Annotated in this window: 14 protein-coding genes; 7 read left to right on the top strand and 7 right to left on the bottom strand. The window is 54.9% G+C overall.

What is annotated here, in order from left to right; all coding sequences use genetic code 11:
- Positions 1-12 precede the first annotated feature (12 nt).
- From pyrH to ABE504_RS28895, 4 genes are all read right to left on the bottom strand, one after another.
- A complete protein-coding gene (pyrH, locus tag ABE504_RS28910) occupies positions 13-753 on the bottom strand; it encodes a UMP kinase (protein WP_430095536.1) in 741 nt (246 codons plus the stop codon).
- 346 nt (positions 754-1,099) lie between these two features.
- Positions 1,100-2,338 carry an MFS transporter gene (locus ABE504_RS28905; protein ID WP_430095740.1) on the bottom strand — a complete coding sequence of 413 codons (1,239 nt, stop codon included), beginning with the start codon at positions 2,336-2,338 and terminating at the stop codon, positions 1,100-1,102.
- Between the two features lie 294 nt (positions 2,339-2,632).
- Positions 2,633-3,736 carry a RelA/SpoT domain-containing protein gene (locus ABE504_RS28900; RefSeq protein WP_430095535.1) on the bottom strand — a complete coding sequence of 368 codons (1,104 nt, stop codon included), beginning with the start codon at positions 3,734-3,736 and terminating at the stop codon, positions 2,633-2,635.
- Positions 3,737-3,851: 115 nt separating this feature from the next.
- On the bottom strand, positions 3,852-6,743 hold the full coding sequence (locus ABE504_RS28895) for an ATP-binding protein (protein ID WP_430095533.1): 2,892 nt from the start codon (positions 6,741-6,743) through the stop codon (positions 3,852-3,854).
- Between the two features lie 214 nt (positions 6,744-6,957).
- Between ABE504_RS28895 and ABE504_RS28890 the strand changes: the two genes are divergently transcribed.
- Positions 6,958-8,139, top strand: a complete 1,182-nt coding sequence (locus ABE504_RS28890) for an EAL domain-containing protein (RefSeq protein ID WP_430095531.1) — start codon at positions 6,958-6,960, stop codon at positions 8,137-8,139.
- 484 nt (positions 8,140-8,623) lie between these two features.
- Here the strand turns inward: ABE504_RS28890 and ABE504_RS28885 are convergent, their stop codons facing one another.
- Together ABE504_RS28885 and ABE504_RS28880 are read right to left on the bottom strand one after the other, a co-directional pair.
- The gene (locus ABE504_RS28885; RefSeq protein WP_430095529.1) at positions 8,624-11,497 is read right to left on the bottom strand and encodes a DEAD/DEAH box helicase; all 2,874 of its coding nucleotides are present in this window, start codon (positions 11,495-11,497) and stop codon (positions 8,624-8,626) included.
- The gene (locus tag ABE504_RS28880) at positions 11,485-13,077 is read right to left on the bottom strand and encodes a hypothetical protein (protein ID WP_430095528.1); all 1,593 of its coding nucleotides are present in this window, start codon (positions 13,075-13,077) and stop codon (positions 11,485-11,487) included. Before ABE504_RS28880 ends, ABE504_RS28885 begins: the two co-directional genes overlap by 13 nt.
- A gap of 232 nt (positions 13,078-13,309) precedes the next feature.
- On the opposite strand from ABE504_RS28880, the gene ABE504_RS28875 reads away from it, so the two are divergent.
- The 3 genes from ABE504_RS28875 (at position 13,310) to ABE504_RS28865 (ending at position 16,176) form a co-directional block, all read left to right on the top strand.
- The gene (locus ABE504_RS28875) at positions 13,310-13,603 is read left to right on the top strand and encodes a hypothetical protein (protein ID WP_430095526.1); all 294 of its coding nucleotides are present in this window, start codon (positions 13,310-13,312) and stop codon (positions 13,601-13,603) included.
- A gap of 19 nt (positions 13,604-13,622) precedes the next feature.
- Positions 13,623-15,464 carry a DNA helicase RecQ gene (gene recQ / locus ABE504_RS28870; RefSeq protein ID WP_430095525.1) on the top strand — a complete coding sequence of 614 codons (1,842 nt, stop codon included), beginning with the start codon at positions 13,623-13,625 and terminating at the stop codon, positions 15,462-15,464.
- Between the two features lie 376 nt (positions 15,465-15,840).
- Positions 15,841-16,176: a 4a-hydroxytetrahydrobiopterin dehydratase gene (locus ABE504_RS28865; RefSeq protein WP_430095524.1), complete on the top strand. Its 336-nt coding sequence runs from the start codon at positions 15,841-15,843 to the stop codon at positions 16,174-16,176.
- A gap of 154 nt (positions 16,177-16,330) precedes the next feature.
- On the opposite strand, the gene ABE504_RS28860 is transcribed toward ABE504_RS28865, so the two are convergent.
- A complete protein-coding gene (locus ABE504_RS28860) occupies positions 16,331-16,987 on the bottom strand; it encodes a GNAT family N-acetyltransferase (RefSeq protein WP_430095522.1) in 657 nt (218 codons plus the stop codon).
- Positions 16,988-17,043: 56 nt separating this feature from the next.
- Here ABE504_RS28860 and ABE504_RS28855 point away from each other — a divergent pair, with 56 nt between their 5' ends.
- The 3 genes from ABE504_RS28855 to ABE504_RS28845 all read left to right on the top strand — a co-directional run bounded on the left by ABE504_RS28855 (position 17,044) and on the right by ABE504_RS28845 (position 18,669).
- Positions 17,044-17,514 (top strand): N-acetyltransferase family protein, encoded by a 471-nt coding sequence (locus ABE504_RS28855; protein WP_430095520.1) that lies wholly within the window; start codon positions 17,044-17,046, stop codon positions 17,512-17,514.
- Between the two features lie 157 nt (positions 17,515-17,671).
- Positions 17,672-18,151, top strand: coding sequence for a hypothetical protein (locus tag ABE504_RS28850; RefSeq protein ID WP_430095518.1), 480 nt, complete (start codon positions 17,672-17,674; stop codon positions 18,149-18,151).
- Positions 18,127-18,669 (top strand): hypothetical protein, encoded by a 543-nt coding sequence (locus ABE504_RS28845; protein ID WP_430095517.1) that lies wholly within the window; start codon positions 18,127-18,129, stop codon positions 18,667-18,669. The genes ABE504_RS28850 and ABE504_RS28845 overlap by 25 nt, the downstream gene beginning before the upstream one ends.
- Positions 18,670-18,791: the final 122 nt, after the last annotated feature.

Genomic DNA, 18,791 nt, shown 5'->3' with positions numbered 1-18,791 from the left:
TCTCTGGTCTAATCAATGATACACCAACTCCGACGCTCCGCTAATGATCGTCCCTGTGTTCTGCCCGGCGCAAATCTCTCTCATCGACCCCGGCTTGTCGAAATTGAACACATGAATCGGGATGTGATAATCCCGCGCGAGAATGAACGCCGACTGATCCATCACTTTGAGGTTATGGTGGATGACGTCGTTGTAGTGGAGCGACTTATACTGTTGCGCATCCGTATGCAGCTTCGGATCGCGGTCATACACGCCGTCCACACCTTGCTTCGCGACGAGAATGGCGTCGCAGTTCACCTCAATTGCCCGCTGCACGGATGGGTAATCCGTCGTGACGAACGGCTGCCCGTTGCCGCCGGCGAAGATGACGATGTAGCCTTTTTCGAGGTGGTGGATGGCCCTCAGCCGGATAAAAGGCTCCGCTACCGATGCGATCGGAATCGCGGTCATGACGCGCACCTCGGCGTCGGTTTTGGCTTTGAGCACGCCGCGCAGCATGAGGCTGTTGATGACCGTGGCCAGCGTGCCGATGTTGTCGGCTTCGGCTTTTTCAATGCCCCAGCTTTCGCCCATGTTTCCCCGGAAAATATTGCCCCCGCCGATCACCAGACACACCTCGACGCCTAGATGGACGACGGTCATAATCTCATTCGCAATATGATCGAGCTGCAGGGGATCAAAGCCGAAGGAACTGCTTCCCGCGACTGCACCCCCACTTAATTTGATGAGAACCCGTTTATACCGCAATGCCATGCTCCTCGCTCCTCTCTGATTCGTATCTGCCCTAGGGCGTGTCTGAACACCCGCTCAGGGGCATCTTTCACCGCCTTTTCGCCCCCTGCTGCGTCACTGTTGCTTGACGTACCCCCGGTACGCCTTCACAAAAGTTCCTTGCATGGAACGAAAATTCGGCCCAATCTGCGACCCTCGGCGTATTCAGACACGCCCAAAAGGCACAAAAAAACACTAAAGCCCTTAATAGGCCCTAGTGTTCCGTATAAGAAAAAGGGGAAGCCCATGTGCTGTTTATCCAGATCATGCCAAGTTTCATCGGCTTCACACCTTTCTTGTGACTGTGTTCGCCCTTATTGTACATGAATCAGGAAGCGTTTGGCAATTTTTTCGGCACGCGCACATGCACGAGGAGTCCGATCACGACGAGCACGAGCAGCGAGCCGAGCGCGAGGCGGGAGGCCAGGTTGCCGTGTGAGGCGAACGCCAAGGTGATCGTGCCGTATAGGGCTGGACCGATGATGGAGGATACCTTCCCCGAGAAGGCGAAAAGCCCGAAAAACTGCCCTCGCTTTTCCTCAGGTGTCAGTTGCACGATCAGCGTGCGGGACGTGACCCACATGGCGCCCATGGAGACGCCGTAGAGGCTGCCGGCCGCCCAGAACATGCTTTGCTGTGTCGCCAGGGAAGCCAATGCGATCGCGACGATGAGCACGCAGGCGACGATCGTGACGGCACGCTTGGCACCGAGGCTGCGCGTGACGTAGCCGAACAGGAACGAACCGATGATGCTCGAAATGGTGGAGACGAGATAGAGCAGAATGAACTGGCCGGTCGAGAAGCCCATGACCGTGTTCGCATAGACCGCCATGACGGCAATGGCCGTGGCAATCGCGTCGTTGAAGAAGAAGTAGGCGATCATGAATGTAAAAGCTGCCTGATACTGGCGCGCCTCCTTGAAGGTGGCCCAGATTTCTTTGTAGCCGCTGAGGAGCGATTTGCTGCGGTCGGCGGTTTTGGCCGGCTTTTCTTTGAACAGGAACATGATCGGCAGCGAGAATAGCAGGAACATGGCTGCGCTCGGAATGAACGTATTTTCGAAGTGGTTGCCTGTGACCAGCGGGTACACGACCAGACCGACCAGCGTTCCGATGTAGCCGACGGCCACGCCGAAGCCGGAAATCAGCGGGATTTCACGCTCGTTCCCGAGATCGGAAATCATGGAATCGTAGAAGATCAGGCTGGAATTATAGAAAAATTTCGCGATCATGAAAAAGAACAGCACGCCGAGAATCGACATGTTCAGCCCAAGCCAGGCGGAATCCGTCTGCCAAAGTGCGGACAGTCCCATGAGAAGCGTCGCAGCAATGGCCACGAGGGTGAAGGGGACGAGGTAGGCTTTCTTTTTGCCTGTCCGGTCGATCCAGACGCCGAAGAGCGGCGACAGCAGCACGAGAAACAGGCTGGAAACCGCGTTGGAATACGTGATGAACGTGCTGGCGATCTGATTCATTTCTTCGCTGCTGCCGAGCACTTCTTTTAAATAGAACGGGTAAAACACGGTCACGATGTTCGATGAGAAGATCGTATTCGCAAAGTCATACATCGCCCAGGAGAAAATCGGTATGGAAAAAAACAGGGCCCACACACTGCGCCCTTGCAGTTTCGTGGAAGCGTTTTCTAGCTTTGCCAATCGGGTCACGCCCTTTCTGAAGTGGAAGCCTCTTACCCCTAATATATTGGCGATATGGAGGGGAAATCCCTCTCGTTTACAAGAAATACATAGGGGGGAATAACATCTGCAAATGTATGTGTGAATGAATAGAAAGAGCCGCTTTTTCAGGCGGCTAAAAGTATGAACGTTTTTATGTATAAACGATTCTAACGTTGATGACCTAATTTATTTTTTTAGTGCTTGTTGAGGGAGAATACTTTTAAGAACATCGTACTTAACCGGGGATTCATTCCTTACGGTGAGGCTTGAAGGCAGTCCGGGCGTTCCTAATTGTTGAGCACCACCAATCCATTTTCCTAGTCCAGGATGAGAAACAGTTGATTGTACATCAAAGGATATTCCTTGCTGAGGGTTAATAGTAATCCCTAAGGGAGAGAAAACGGATGTTCCGGAATAAGACCAAGTAGGTGATGTATTTACTTTTTGTTTCAGTGTGTTTATTTCCGCCAAAAGTGTATTTTTCTCTTTCGCACTCAATGCGCTGATTTTTGATACAGTGCTTTCTAGACTTTCAATTAAATTGTTTTTTTCCTCAAGTTCATCTTTGTGCCGCTTATCTTTTAAGTCTAATTCATTCTTGAGAAAATTAATGTACGTTCCCATTTCATCAGCGCTGCCGGCTAATCTATTAAATATTTGCAAAAATGAATTGAAGGTTTGGTTATCGAGGTCGTAAGGATAACGGATGGTATGATCAATTTCACTCCATCCCTCTTCAAATATCGTTCTAACTTGAACTTCCATAATTAGCTGATCTTTATATGGTTTATTTTTTATAAGATAGTGAACCGATCGATATCCGAATTCATGTGGTTCCACGTTAGTATGCTGACGATAAATATCGGGGACAATGTCACCTTCTCTGATAAATGTTTTAGGAGGTTCATTCAACTCCCATGTGTTCAATATGTACTGATGGATGGGGAACCAATCATCTTTAAATAGGTGGAGCGCACGAATCCCAATTAAGTCGGTTATTTCGGAAAAATACGTCTCGCTATTTATCTCTCGTGAAGGATCTTTAATTTTTTTTCTTATGATTTTTTCAATGAGGTGCTCGGGATCTTTTACCCTATATCTTATGGAATGCACTCCAGGTGCAGTTCTGATACCTTCTGCAGCCATTCTTGCTGCCTGAGACAGTTGTTCATATTTACCTATAAAATCGTCAAATATTTTTTGTAGCTCAGCCCAATCTAAATCTGTCTTCTCGAAACTAGATGCATCAATTTTATATTTCAAGAAAAAATGTTCTCTGTCTAGAGTCATAATGAAATCCTCCAAAATGAGTTTTCTTACTTTTATTGTAGTATATCATTGCAATTGGAGTAGCACTATAACCCCCGCCTCCATCCGGAAGCGGGGGGGTTCTTACATACGCCGCCTATTCCACCTGCGGCTTCTTGATATTCACTTCGATCATGTCCTGATTCTCCTGAACGCCCAGCACTTCGATGCCGTTGCGCTGCAGCTCGTCGGTCAACGCTTCCTTGTCCTGCGCCGGGAACACGTACGCGTGGCAGCGGCCGCCCTCGATGAGACGTTTGGCGACCTGTACAAGGCGTTCCATTGTGAAAGGTTTTTTCAAATACTTCTCGATTTCCTTCTCATGGTAATCATGCGGCGGATCGAGCGCGGTGGAAACGATTACCGGTGTCTGCGCGTGCAGCGGGTGCTTGTAGAGGCCTGCGATGAAGTCCCAGCCGGATCGCTCCCCTTCCAGCAAAATATCCACGATAAACAGGATCGGCCCTTCCTCTCGGCAGCGTTCCAGCGCAATCAGGCCTTCCTCGGCGGAGCGAAGTTGGACGGAGGGCAGCGCCAATTTGTTCAGTGCAATCTGAATCAATTTGGCAAGGTTGTCGTCATCTTCGAGAATGACGATGCGGCCGTCCATATCCGCAATTTCAAACTGTGCAAGCTCGAGCAGGAACGTCGTGCCATGCCCCATTTCGGACGTGTACGTAATCAGGCCGTGATGCCCCTCGATGATCTCTTTGACGATGGCGAGGCCGAGGCCGGTGCCGCCGATCTGCCGGCGGTCCGAGTTGTCCACCCGGAAAAACTTGGAGAACATGTTCCCGCGGGCTTCCTCCGGAATGCCGAGCCCGTAGTCCTGAATGGCGACGGTTACGCGGCCTCGGTCGGCGGATAAATAAATATCGATGTGATCCCCGCCCGGCGAGTACTTGATCGCATTGCTGATCAGATTATCGAACACCTGGCGAATCCGGTCGACGTCTGCCCGCACCCACAGTTCCTTTCCGGCTTCATGGTGAATATTCACGCGATGACGTTGCTTATCCTGCCACTGCTCGGCGATGTCCCTTAGCATATCCGGCAAGTGCACCGGGGCAAAATGGTACGACTGCCGGCCCGACTCCATCCGCTGGAGGTCCAGGAAATCGTTAATCAGGTTGGACAGGCGCTGTGCTTCACTGTAAATTGTTTCCATATATTTTTTCTGTTTATCCTTCGGCAGCTCGCGATGCAGCAGGATCTCGATAAATCCGAGTACGCTTGCCAGCGGTGTCCGTAACTCGTGGGAGACAATGGAGATGAACTCATTCTTGATTTCATCAATGCGCTCCTCTTCCGTTCGGTCACGGAAAACGAACAGATATCCTTGCTGCTCGGTGCCCTCACTCACAAGGGTGGCGTACAGCTCGGCATGCTGCATATGCTCGCCCTGCATAAAGCTGAAGCGCTGCGTCAGGTGCGGCAGCGAGCGGTCGATCAGCGCCTCGATCGAGGCGGCGACGCCATAGAAGCTCGTCACCTCCGAACCGATCTCGTGCGCGCAGGCGACCAAATTCTCTCCGATGCGCTCGTGAAGTCCGAAATACATGTTCATCCGCTGATTGGAGAACAGAATCGTCCCCTGTGCATCGCACATCATCATGCCTTCGTGGGCCGATTCCAAAATATTTTGAATGAGATCCCGCTGTCCCTCCAGCAACTGCTTCTCCAGTAAAAGCTGCTCGTTCAGCTCGGCCAGGTCGACCGCCTGCTGAAGTTTCTGGTCGTTCATCACCTGTGCGTAGAATGCCAGTCCGAACTGACGTACGAGGCCTTTGGCTAGCCGTTGGTTCTCTTCCTGGAAGAACGAGCTTTGGTAGCTCGTCAACAGCAGAAAGCCGATGACCGTCTGCGTATCGTCCATAAGCGGGATATATTGCTCGACGGCGCGGGTCATCCCGCGATGGATGCCCTGCTCGCGCTCCGTCACTTCGCGCGTGTGCGTCAGCGGCACGCCCTCTTCAAAGACGCGCTTCGCCGGGCCGTACAGTTCCTGCACGGCAGGCTGCACCTGCCCTTTCGGGTAGCCGATCGCATGCACGACTTCATAGTGCGCAGTCTCGGAATCCAGGTTGCCGCGGCGTTCCAGAACCACGAGCGCGGCATCTTGAGAGAGCGAGTTGAGAAGCGCAGGCAGCGTATTTTTCAAAAACTCCGATAACTTGATATAGCCTGTCAACTTCTCTTGGTAGGAAGAGAGAAGCTCCAACTCGCGCTCGCGCTCGGACGGCTTGGCCAATGTGGCTTGCTGTTCTTCTTGTTGGGCGATGATTTCTTCATTTTGAATCTCGAGACTCTCCGCCATGTAGCGGTACGTCTCTTCGCTCTTGCGCAGCTCCAGTTCCGCCTGAAAGGCGCGATAAAAGACAACAATCGACATGCCGCCGGCCATTAACGCGATTAGACCACCGACAAGCGTGATGATGCGTGAAGTGCGTCCAGCCTTGTGAGTGGCATTGTATGCGTCGGTCGTAAGCTGATTAATCGTTTTTTCCATAGAAGCGTGAATGACACGATAGCGATCCATCATCGTTTTGCCGGTGGAGATGCGCGCATTAGCTTCGTCTAGCTTACCTGCTCGAATAAGTTCCAACTGCGAATCGTAGTAGCGCTGCAAGTTCGTAATCGCGGGCTTCGCCTGCGTATCCAGGATGATTTGCAGGGTTGGATATTTGGCATCGAAGCTCGACATCGTCTCCAGATCCAGGGCAATCTGCTCCTTGCCACTGTTGTACGGTTCGAGGAACTGTTCGTTGCCGGAGATTTCAAAGCCCCGGATGCCCGTTTCCTGATTAATCAGATTTGTGAGCAAGCGGTTTGTTGTCGTCAGCAGCGGCAGGACGTCGCCAACGATCGCATCGCTTTCGTTTTCCATATTGCGGGATGCGATAAAGCTGGAGACGCTGACTAAGGCCAGCAAGATGACGATAAGCACGACATACAGCATGGAAATGCGTGATTTTGTGAAGGATTTCATAAGAAAGCGCACCTGAATTCTTTATAGAATGGCTGGTAGTATCTTTATAGAAATTTCGACAAACGGCTACAAAATCCTGCAAAAACCGTTAATGTCATGTTTTCTTACATAATGGATTGCAAGAAGTGGAAATGTCGTTTACAATATGGTCAAATACATCGTCCGATAACCATGTTCACATGGATTTGAACGCAACAGGAGGCGCACAGTGCAGGTGAAAAACATCAGGATTCCGCCACGGCATGAGGTACAACCGTTTTTTCAGCCTATTCTTTCCTTGCAAAGTCAAGAAATCATCGGGTATGAAACGCTGGGCCGGCATGTTCAGGAGAGCGGTGTGGAGAGTTTAGGGCCTTTCTTCCATAACCCTGACATCCCGGAAGAGATGCATCTTATGATTGACCGGCATCTCAGGGAACAAGCCATCCAGCTTTTGGCGTCCACGGCGGATGACTGTAAGTTGTTCATTAATCTTAAACCTTCTTGGATTTATCGGACGTTTAAACGAACGGGCAAGCTGCCGACGATTGAACTTCTCAAAAAGCACGGCATCGCTCCCTCCCGCATTGTTATTGAGATTACGGAGGAAGAGTTCACCGGCGGCTTGCAGGAGCTGACCTGGATTGTCGAGCAATATCGCGAATTCGGATGTACGATTGCTATTGACGATGTCGGGAGCGGATTTAGCAATTTTGACCGGATTGCCAGTCTGCAGCCGAAGATTCTGAAAATGGATCTGAACATTTCGAAAAAAAGTCTTTTCCACGACGGGTACAAAGCTTTAATGCAGTCGTTTTCGATCTTGGCGGGGCAGATGGGCGCATCGCTGCTGGTCGAGGGCATCGAGACGAAGAAGGAGCTGCAAAGCGCGCTGCAAGTTGGTGCCCGGTATGTACAGGGCTATTTGTTTGCCAAGGCGGAGCCCGGGCTGCTGCCAAAGGATGCGTTCAAGCCGATGCTCAAAGAAGAAATGAAGCTGTTCGGGCGGCAGGAATTCGAGCGCTATAACAGTCTGTTGACGGTCCCGCAGAGTCTGGACGAACTGGTGCATGCCTCCTCTACGATCACTTCGGCGGGAGAAGCGGACGCGCTGATTGAGCAGGCGATCCGTAACGTGTCGGAGCAATGCATCCGCATTTATATCTGCCGGGCAGACGGCTATCAGACCTCGTCAAATTACACCCGCCGAGAGGAAGGGTGGGTTAAGGACGAAAGCTACCGCGGGGCGAACTGGACGTGGCGGCCTTATTTTATCTCGAACATTCTGATGATGGACATGCAAAAGCAAGGGATTCTATCGCAGCCGTACACCGACCTGGATACCTCGCAGCAGATTCAGACGTACTCTTGTGCGCTGAGCGAGGGCTATTATTTGTTTTTGGATTTGTTGATGTGACAGGGCGAACAAAAGAGGTTATCTCAGTGGGATAACCTCTTTTGTTTGCCTGCCGGTGGGAGCTGAGGCGCGCGAAATGTCGAAAGGGAGGGCGACCGCCTGGAGTGTGGGCGTCTGACCAATGACGTTCGGACTGCTCCAAAGATCCCGCTATAGTACCTGTGCCAGCTTCGGCTCCTCTTGGCGGCAGTTTACTGTAAAACCTACAACTTTTTCGCCTAAATCGCTTAAAGTTAGGGAAAACCTGCAAATCCTACAGCAAATTTGCTGCTGACTGGCCATTTTGCCCCCTTTGAAGGGGGACTGGGCAAATTTACATGTACAAAATGCAGGATCTCCCGTCGGATTAGGCCCAATCGCGCAAATTTGATGTACAAAATGCAGGTGGGCGGGTGTGCGATTGGTGGGATAGCGCGAGAATGAGTGATCAGTATCACGACCATGCCCAGTCACGCCGCCGCGCCCGGCACTACTTTCCTCCGCGCTAAGCCTCCACCCACTCGCGCCGCAGCGAGAACAGGTCGCGCAGCTCGTCGGTCGACAGCTCGGTGATCCAGTTCTCGCCGGAGCCGACGATCTGCTGGCTCAGGCCGAGCTTCCGCTCAATCATCTCGTCGATGCGCTCCTCGAGCGTGCCGAGCGTCACGAACTTGTGCACCTGCACGTGCCGCGTCTGCCCGATCCGGAAGGCGCGGTCCGTCGCCTGGTTCTCGACGGCGGGATTCCACCAGCGATCGTAGTGGAACACATGGTTCGCCGCCGTCAGGTTCAGCCCGATGCCCCCGGCCTTCAGCGAAAGCACAAACACATTGCGCTGCTCTCCCGGCGGGCGGTCCGCGTCCTGGAACGTCGCGATCATCTCGTCGCGCGACGCCTTGGGCGTGCCCCCGTGCAGGAATAGCACGGGCTCGCCAAGCTCCTGCTGAAGCACATGCTGCAGTAGGGTGCCCGTCTCGACAAATTGCGTGAAAATCAAGCATTTGTCGCCTTCCTGGCGCAGCTCGAGCACCATCTCGAGCAGGCGCTCGAGTTTGTTGGAGCGTCCGCTCCACGGGGCGCCAAGCCCTTCCTTCAAAAGCAGGGAAGGGTGGTTGCACACCTGCTTGAGCTTCGTTAGTGCGGCGAGGATGAGCCCGCGCCGCTCCATGGTCGAGAGCTTATCCAGCCGCTCGAACATGTCTTGAATATAGTTCTCGTACAGCGAGCCCTGCTCGGCTGTCAACGAGATAAAGGTTTTGGATTCGTTCTTTTCCGGCAAATCGAGCTGAATCGCCGGATCCTTCTTCTCCCGCCGCAGCAAGAACGGTCGGATCAGCTTTTGCACCTTGCCGATCGTCTCGCTGTCCTGTGTCCGCTCGATCGCATTCACGTAGCGATGCGTGAACTCGCGCACCGTCCCCAGATAGCCGGGATTCGCGAAGTCAAAAATCGACCACAGCTCCGTCAAGCGATTCTCGATCGGCGTCCCCGTCAGCGCAATGCGATGATACCCGTTCAGCCTGCGGATGGCGGAGGCTTGTTTGGTGTAGGCGTTTTTGATGTTTTGCGCCTCGTCGAGACAGATCGAGTTCCAGACGATATCGCTGAGCTCGCTTTCATCCAAATGAGACAACGTATAAGAAGTCAGGACGAGGTCGCAGCCGCCCACGAGCTTTTCCTTAAAGGCTGGGCCTTTCAACCGGCCGGGCCCATAGTGCAGATGCACCTTCAGAGAAGGGGCAAAACGCTTGAGCTCCATCTGCCAGTTGCCCAGTACGGAGGTTGGACAGATCAGCAGGGAAGGCGTCTCCGGTGCTTCCGATTCTTTGACCGTCAGCAGATAGGTGATCCATTGGATCGTTTTGCCGAGACCCATGTCGTCGGCCAGACAGCCGCCAAGCCCGAAACGGCGTAGGAACAGCAGCCACGAAATGCCGTCGACCTGATAATGCCGCAGCGAGCCATGGAAGCTCGGCGGCGGCTCAGCTTTCGGGATCGACGACGTCTGCGTTAGCTGCTCGATCATCTGGGTGAGCTGCTCATTCAGCTCCACCTCCATGTCGAGGTAACGCTGCGCCTCGGGATCGTCATCAACCGGCAGTAAATCGCCAGCCTCCCCTGCAAAATGCAGCTCCAACACATCGCGGAACGATAGCCCCTGCTTCTTCTGCACCTTTTTCATGATCAGCTCGACCTGCGCCATAAAGCGCGGATCGAGCTGAATCCAGTTGCCGCGAATCTGCACGAGCTTGCGCTTCTCTTCCAGCAACTGATAGAACTCTTCCTCAGTGAGTTCCAAATCACCCACCGCCAGCTTCCAGTCGAACTGCATAAGCTGGGTCAGACCGAACATCGTCTCGCGGGCGGAGCCCACGGACGACTTGATCTTTGCGCGCAGCTTGGGCCGCTGCTTGCGGATGCGCTCCCACCAGGCCGGGAGGAACACGCTCGTGCCGGCCTCAACTAATCTTACGCTTCCCTCGGCGAGGAAGCGCCAAGCCTCCTCCTCCGTCAGCGTCTGACGGAGGGCGCCGTCGCCTGCATCCAGCCAAGGCAGGATGCGCACCCATTTCGCCGCGTCCCGGGAGACGCGGCCGACTTCCTCCAGCCACGCCTCCGGCAGCGGCTGTTCGCCCGCGACCGGCTCGCCGCCGGTCGTGACGGTGCGCAGCACCTCCGGCGCCAGCCGGTCCTGCAGCAGCACGCGCAGCCGCCAGCCTGCGCCGTGCGCGAGGTCCGGCTCGGCGAGCTGCAGGCACGTGCGCATCGGCGTGCGGTCCTGGCGCCAGCCGATCGCGACGAGCCAGTCTTCCTCGTCGAGCCACAGCGAGCTGTCGAGCTCGCCGCGGCTCATGAGCGGATGCGCCGCTTCCAGCTTGCGCAGCGTATCTTTCATGACGCCGTCGCGGTCGACCCATTCGGGCACGAGCGCGTGAATCCAGCGCAGCATCGTCGGCGATTCCAGCGCTTGCAGCTCTTCCGAGAGTTGGAGCTTCCAGCCGATTTCGCCGGCTTTCCATTTTTCATAATCGGGCATGAAGCTGCCGGTCGCGAGCGCCTCGCGCAGCGCAGGGGCCAGCTTCAGCAGATCCTGACACGTCGGGTCCCAGATCAGCTTGAGATGCTGCACGGGCTCCGGCGAACTGAAATAATCAAGCGCTTCCAGAGGCAGCAGCTCGATGCCTTCCCGGTTCTGCCATTCGCTCGGCTCGTAGAAGGTGCCGAAGAACGATTCGCGATGCCAGGCGAACAGCATATTTTTCAAATCAAGAGCGTCCCATATGCCGCCGTTTGCGCGGGAGCCCCACAAGAACAGATTGCCATTCGGCAAAGAGCCGGCATGGACGGTCAGCGCGCTGGTCTCGATCATCGAATCCATTTTCCTTTCTTCAGCTCTTCTTGAAAAGCACGCAAGCGGGAGAATTTATCCGCCAAGCGGTAAATGTAGTGCTCCCAGCGGTCGTCTTGGCCAATTGATTTATAGAGGCTGTGCAGCCTTTTCAGCAGGCGGACAGCGGTTTTGTAAGAAGCGCGGTTTTTCTCCAGTACGGCACGCTCCGCGGCTTGATGGTAGAGCGGTAGGAGCAGCGCGGGGTCGTGATCCTCGATCGCTTTGAGCTCAAGTCCATACAAGTTGAGTGGCGAAATCCGGTTGGCCAGCTGCAAATCCACCCATTGCCGGTAGCGATTCGTTTGCAAGAGGTAGGCCGTATAGTAATAGTAGGAACGCGGCAAGAGGGCCTCCATCACCCCGACCCATTCGCTGTCGGAAGCGAGATGCTTCGTCGTGTCCAGCCAATATTGGCAAAAGGTGCGGAAATCGTCCTGCCCCGCCGCCGCAATCGAGTTGAACAGCCAACGCAGCCACACGAGCACTTGCTCCCACTGGCCTTCGTGATAATAAGCGTTCACGTATAAAAAGAATTCCTTCGCATGCGGGTGCGTAAGCTGTTCCAAACGCTCGAACGCCCGATCCGTTTCGCCCTGCATAATATGAAAATGCGCCCTGGCGGCCAGCAATACGTCCCTTTTCTTCGCCAGCATCTCCTTCTTGGCCAGCAGCGTCTCCAGACGCGAAACTTCCTCCTGCTGCGCCTGCACCTGCTTGGTCAGCTTCCACCAGACGAAGCGGTACACGAACAGCCAGTCAATCGGGCTGTCTTTGCCTTGCAGGGCCGATTCACCGAGCATCCGCATTGTCGCGTGCCAATGCTTCGTTTCGGCGCTGTAAGCCCGGTTCAGGTCCATACGTTCTACATATTCGACAAGCTTATCTTCACAATGTTTGGCGGTGATGCGGCATCCGTTTTCGTGATAATACGACAAATAGGAGCTTTTCGTCTCCTGATAAAACTGCTCGATCTTGCGCATCATGAACAGCACGATATGAAACTGGTAGAGCTCGCGCAGGTCCTGCTTCCAATTCGCTGCAAAAGGGGGCAGCGATTCCAAAGCCGAGTCATAAAACGTCTCGATGGAATGCTGATGCGAAATGGAGAAGCCGTGGAACTTCCCTTCAAAAAAGCGGTGCCAATCGACGGGCATCGCATTCTCCTGCGGCACATTGGCGGCCGGGGCGGGCTTGCGCTCCGGCATGGGGACTGCGCTGCGCGTCGTTTTGCGCCGAGTATGAATCTGCTGCTTGAGCTGTTGGAGCAAAAGCTCCGGCCGTCCGTACGGGGCGAACAGCGAGAAGAAAACCGCCCCAAGGTGCGGACAATTGCTGCCTAGCTCGCACGTGCACGTGCTCTCTGTATAATTTTCCAAATTCAGCTCAGCCGTCTGTATCGCCTGATCGGCGACGGTGGCGACCACGCTGAGGCCCTTGAGATCGATTTCCGTGACGCGGCCTTTATGGAAAGCCTCCCAGCCCTGCTCGAGACGGGCGGCTTCGAAATGAAGCGGGATCTGTTTGATCAGGTAGTTCATTCGATTTTTGGGAATCTGCAGTTTCAGCATGTGTGCGCTCCTACCCTCCGAACGGTTCATTCCTTCTACCATAGTAACAGTTTTTTCCGAAATTGCCCATTTCCTTAGTGTATGCCAAACGGGATTTTTTTAAAATAGCAAACAGTCATTTATTTCCTCTCGAAATTGTAGCAGGCGGCGTTAACCCTGCATTCTCCTCCATAATATGATAAAGTGAAACTATATCAACAGGCTTTGCAAAGCGAAGGGAGCTGTCAGACGCATGGGTATCAAATATGGCAGAGAATATAAGGATATTGTGACGGATTTTGTGAAGGGCATTGAGCTGGTGAACGGTTTCTACGAGCTGCTGGACATGGAGGCGAACGACTGGAGTGCGCTGGAGCCGGAGGAGCAGGAAGAGTGCTTGCGTACGTTGGCGGACGATATTTTCTACGGCTTGGGGAGTGCGCCGGTGATGCAGGTGGGAGCGGGAAGTGTGCGCCACGATGCGGCCAACCACGTGCTGAAAGTGCATGACGGCGAGAAGCTGGTTTCGATTGTGTATCTGGTATAGAAGGTAGGGGAACGAGGAGATGCTGGATCAAGCTAGAAAAGTCTTACAGCAGGTCTACGGCTACCCCGAATTCCGTGTCGGGCAGGTCGGGATCATTTCCAATCTGCTCGAGGGCCGGGATACGCTGGGGATTATGCCGACAGGCGGCGGAAAATCAATCTGCTACCAGGTGCCGGCGCTGCTGATGGACGGGGTGACGCTCGTCATTTCGCCGCTGATCTCGTTGATGAAGGATCAGGTGGATGCGCTGGGCACGCTCGGCGTGCCTGCGACGTACATCAACTCGACGCTGGAAGCGCGCGAGGTGGAGCAGCGGATGCAGGGGGCGATGCAGGGCAAGTATAAGCTGCTCTACATCGCGCCGGAACGGCTGGAGTCCGAGCGGTTTCGCGCGCGCATGGCGGCGCTGAAGCTGCCGCTCGTGGCGATCGACGAGGCGCACTGCGTGTCCCAGTGGGGTCACGACTTCCGCCCGAGCTACGTCGGGATTGCGCCGTTTATCCGGTCGCTGCCTGAGCGGCCGATTGTGGCTGCTTTTACGGCGACGGCGACGGAGGAGGTTACGGCGGATATTGCAAGGCTGCTGGAGCTGGATGGCGCCGGTATTTTCGTCAACGGCTTCTCCCGGGACAATCTGGAGCTGACGATTTTGCGGGGCGAGAATAAGCGGGATTATATAGGTAAGTATGTCGCCGGGCACACGCACCAACCGGGCATTATTTATGCAGCGACACGCAAGGACGTGGAAGAATTGTACGAGCTTCTACGCAAAAAAGGATTCGCCGCCGGCAAGTACCACGCCGGTCTGACGGACGACGAGCGCTCCTATATGCAGGAGGCGTTCCTGTACGACGACATTCGCGTCATGATCGCGACGAATGCGTTCGGCATGGGCATCGACAAGTCCAACGTGCGCTATGTCATCCACTACAATATGCCGAAAAATATGGAGGCGTATTACCAGGAGGCGGGTCGCGCCGGGCGTGACGGAGAGCCGAGCGAATGTATCCTGCTGTTCAGCGCGCAGGACATTATGACGCAGAAGTTCCTCATCGAGCAGAACCAGCTCACCCCGGAGCGCAAGGCGAACGAGTACAAAAAGCTGCAAACGATGATCGACTACTGCTATTCTCCGCGCTGCTTGCGGAATGTTATTTTGCACTACTTCGGGGAAGTGGAAGTGAAGGATACGTGCGGCAACTGCTCGTCCTGCAAGGATGATCGGGACTCTGTGGACATTACGGTCGAGGCGCAAAAGATTTTCTCCTGCATTCGCCGCATGAACGAACGCTTCGGGATCTCGATGGTCGCTTCGGTGCTGAAGGGCTCGAAGGCCAAAAAGATTCTGGATTATCGGTTCGACCGCCTGCCGACACACGGGATCATGAGCCAGCTGCCGGAGAAGGAGATTACCGAGATCATCAATGTGCTCATCTCGGATGGCTTCCTGCAGCTGTCGGAAGGGCAGTACCCGGTAGTGCGGCTGCTGCAGCCTGCGGCGGAGGTGCTGCAGGGGCGCCTGCCCGTGTTCCAGAAGGTGCGCAGACAGCCCGTCCGCACGGCGGCAGCGGTGGACAACACGCTGTTCGAGCAGCTGCGGCTGCTGCGGCGTGAGATGGCGGCGCGCGAGAAGGTGCCGCCGTACATTATTTTCGCGGACTCGACGTTGCGCGAGATGAGCGAGCAGTGCCCGACGACGGAGGACGCGATGCGGCGCATTAAGGGCGTCGGCGAGGTCAAGTTCCGCAACTACGGGCAGCCGTTCCTGGAACTGCTCCGTACGTACGCGGGTGAGAGCGACGCAGGTGCGGGCGCTGATGCGGGTGTGGACGCGGACGAATTGGCTTTTGGATTTGAGTAGCGGCTGCGGGCGGCGGGTCACCGGGGCTTCGAGCCACCGAGTTCCTGAGCTCCTGAGCCCCTGCGCTATCTGGCGAATAAGCCCTCATGGTGGTCTTATCTAAGTGAACCCGTGGGAATTAAAGGGAATAAGCACTTTCCAAGTGCTTATTCGCAGCAAATATGTCCTGTTTGCAGAAAAAACTGGCAAATAAGCCCATGCTGAGGTCTTATGTTGGCAATCTGGCGCGAATTAGAGGGAATAAGCACTTTCCAAGTGCTTATGAAGGTATGATGGATAACCGAAGGCAGTATCGCTTGTAGGAGACTTGTCGTGACATAGGCCTCCTGCATGCTTAACCTGATACGATGGGGGCGAGGGGTGTGGGGGAAGCAGGATGAAACTAGATCAGGCTGAAGTAGAAGCGGGGCTCGCATCGTTGCCGGGCTGGAGTCTGGAAGCAGACGACAAATGGATCGCGCGCAAATACCGGTTCGGTACGTTCCTGGACGCGATAGCGTTCGTGAACGAGGTCGCCCGGCTGTCCGAGGCGGCGAACCACCATCCGATGATCGCGATCGATTATCGGATGGTGACGCTGCGGCTCACGACGTGGAACGCCGGCGGGCTGACGCCGCTGGATCTGGCGACCGCCGCCGAGTTCAATGAGGCGTTCGAGCGCGTGAAGGCCCAGAGGGCTAGCGGTAGCCAAGACGCGGACGGTCAGGCGTGATCGCAGTTCCGCGATAGAGCCGATATACTGCGATTCCAGGGGTTACAGCAGTCGTGACCCAGTCAGCCGGGCGCGGGGTACCTGCGAGCCCCGGATGCGCATCGCGGCCCAGCGGCTACGCAGCTCTCGGCGCGAAGCAGCAGCAAGCGCAGCCTTAGCCTAGCGGCGGGCGCAGCCCGGTGTAGACCATGCAGTGGACGGGCTCGCTGCCCGCGGGCGTCCATTTGTCGTACGTGTCGGTGATCGTGAAACCGGCACGTTCGTAAGTGCGAATCGCGCGTTCGTTCCAGACGAACACTTCGAGGTCGATCTCGTGCGCCGGATCGGGCGCACGCCGCAGCGCTTCGGCGATGAGCAGCCGCACGAAGCGGGTGCCAAGGCCGGCCTGAGCGCTGACATCGCCGCTAGGCATGGGCGGCGCGGCGTGCAGCCTGAGGCCTCCGGCATCCTGCTCGCCGCTTGGCGCTTCACCGCTGGCGGTTCTCGCTCCGTTGCTGCCAGCCTCGCGCACGCCGCCCCTGCGGCCCCGCCCGCACAGGTCCGGCCGCAGGCCGAGGCCGAGGCGCGTGACGCCCGTCAGCGGAAAAAACTGCGCGAACCCGACCAACCCGCCGCCCTCGTTGATGGCGCCCCAGTACTGGGCGGCGCGGATGACCGGGTCGGCGAACTCCTGCTGCTCCGCTAGCATGGCGACCCAATCTGGCCAGTTGTAGCGATGGTACGGCTCGGGATAGCGCCAGGCGCAGAGTTCTTGACAATGGGCGTCCGTCAACGGGACGAGGCGCCAGGGTAAGCTTAGCTGCTCAGACATAGCGAGCGCTCCTTCCGATTTCTTTTTATATCTACTATTTAAGGAGGCATGGGCACATGAGTCAAGTCATCGTTCGCGAAGCCGTTCCCCATGATGTTCCGGCGTTGCGAGAATTAATGCTTGCTTATATTGTTGATTTTTATAAATATCCGGCGCCGGAGGAGGACAAGCTGAACGCGCTGATCCATAAGCTACTCGATCAGATTGTCGGCATTCAGTTCGTCGCTGTCGCGGAGGACGGCGGGCTGGTGGGCTTTGCGACGCTGTACTTCACCTACAGCACGCTGCGTGCGACACAGGTCACGGTCATGAATGATCTGTTTGTTGTGGAGGCCGAGCGGGGCAAAGATGTGGCCGCCAAGCTGTTTCTAGCATGCAAAGCCTACTCGGCGAAGCACGGCTACGGGAACATGAGCTGGGTGACGGCACGGGATAATGCGCGCGCGCAGGCGTTTTACGATAAAATGGGCGGCCAGCGCAGCGATTGGCAGGACTACGCCATCGATCCTGCCGGCACTCCCGAGTAGTATCGCAGGGTATTTAAACCCGAAGGACCTGAGGCAAGAGCCTCAGGTTTTTTTCTATAGTAGCGCGCATGCTCCTTTACGCTGCTGGGAACTCTAAGATTTAGGCCCAATTTTTAGAGAAATTGTATGGCCATACGAATGAGGCGAGGTGCAGACCATGACACTTCCTCTGATTACATTGAGTGCTCTAGCGGCTGCAGGCCTGTACTCCCTGAGGTTTCTCCGAATCAGCTTTCGAACCGTTGAAATTGCCGCTGCCTTTATGATCCTATGCTCCCTGATTATCGAAGTCTACGGCATGATTACCCTAAATCTCGATCTGCTTAAGCATTCGTCGATGTTTACTGGGTATTGGTACATCAACCTATACCTTCTGATTCTCGTTCCCTGTGTTACGTTGTGGTTGATCGCCGCGCTGTTCTCTCCTGCTGTGCCTTTTTTCGCCAAAGCATTGCTTATCGTATCGTGGCTATGCGGCAATTATGGTGGCGAGCTTCTGATGAACGCTTGGGGCATACTGACGTTTGATCATTGGAATATAGCCTATTCTTGTTTGGATTGGCTCATTCTACTGACGCTATCCGTCTGTTTTATTTATGGATTCCGCAAAATGTGGAGAAAGCAGGTAAGCCGATGATCCTCGCCGCGCCTGCGAATTTCGATAGCAATGAATGGTTCATTATTGGTGCCGTCGTAGTCGTGCTCACCATTTCTTGGTTGCTGCCTCGGCGGTGGTTGCCTGTGCAGACGATCTTTCTTGTCTTGTTCAATCTCTATTTGGGGAAGGTAGGAGATTATCTGCTGGCGATTCCGCCTGTTGACCTTTATGATGCGAATGATACGGAGAAGTACGAAATCTTCGATTTCGTGCTGTATGTGGCTGCCTATCCCCCCGTCGTCTATATTATGCTGAACTTCTACGATAAATGGAGACTGAAAGGCGCGCGCCGGGTGTTGTATATCTGTTTTTTTGCCCTCTTGACGATGGGGCTGGAGTGGCTTGCGCACTTGGCTGGTGTTTTCACCTATAGAGGGTGGCATATCGGTTATTCCTTCTTTGTATATTGCGTGGTGTATACGCTCAACGTGTTCGTATTCCATTGGGTTCGGCGTACAATTATACGGGAAAAGGGGAACATAGACTCGCAGTGGTGACACCCCTTTAGAGGCAGAGGATCTCCACCCAATCGATTGGGCATCGTCACTTTCGTCCCCCGGCATTTTGCGTTAAAATGGATGGTGATGGAAAATGCTCGATTACTCGTGGGGAAGGTGGC

This window comes from Paenibacillus oryzisoli (assembly GCF_050467285.1).
Taxonomy (GTDB): domain Bacteria; phylum Bacillota; class Bacilli; order Paenibacillales; family NBRC-103111; genus Paenibacillus_E; species Paenibacillus_E oryzisoli_A.
The sequence above is the reverse complement of the archived record's forward strand: the minus strand, read 5'-3'. Positions and strand labels throughout refer to the sequence as shown.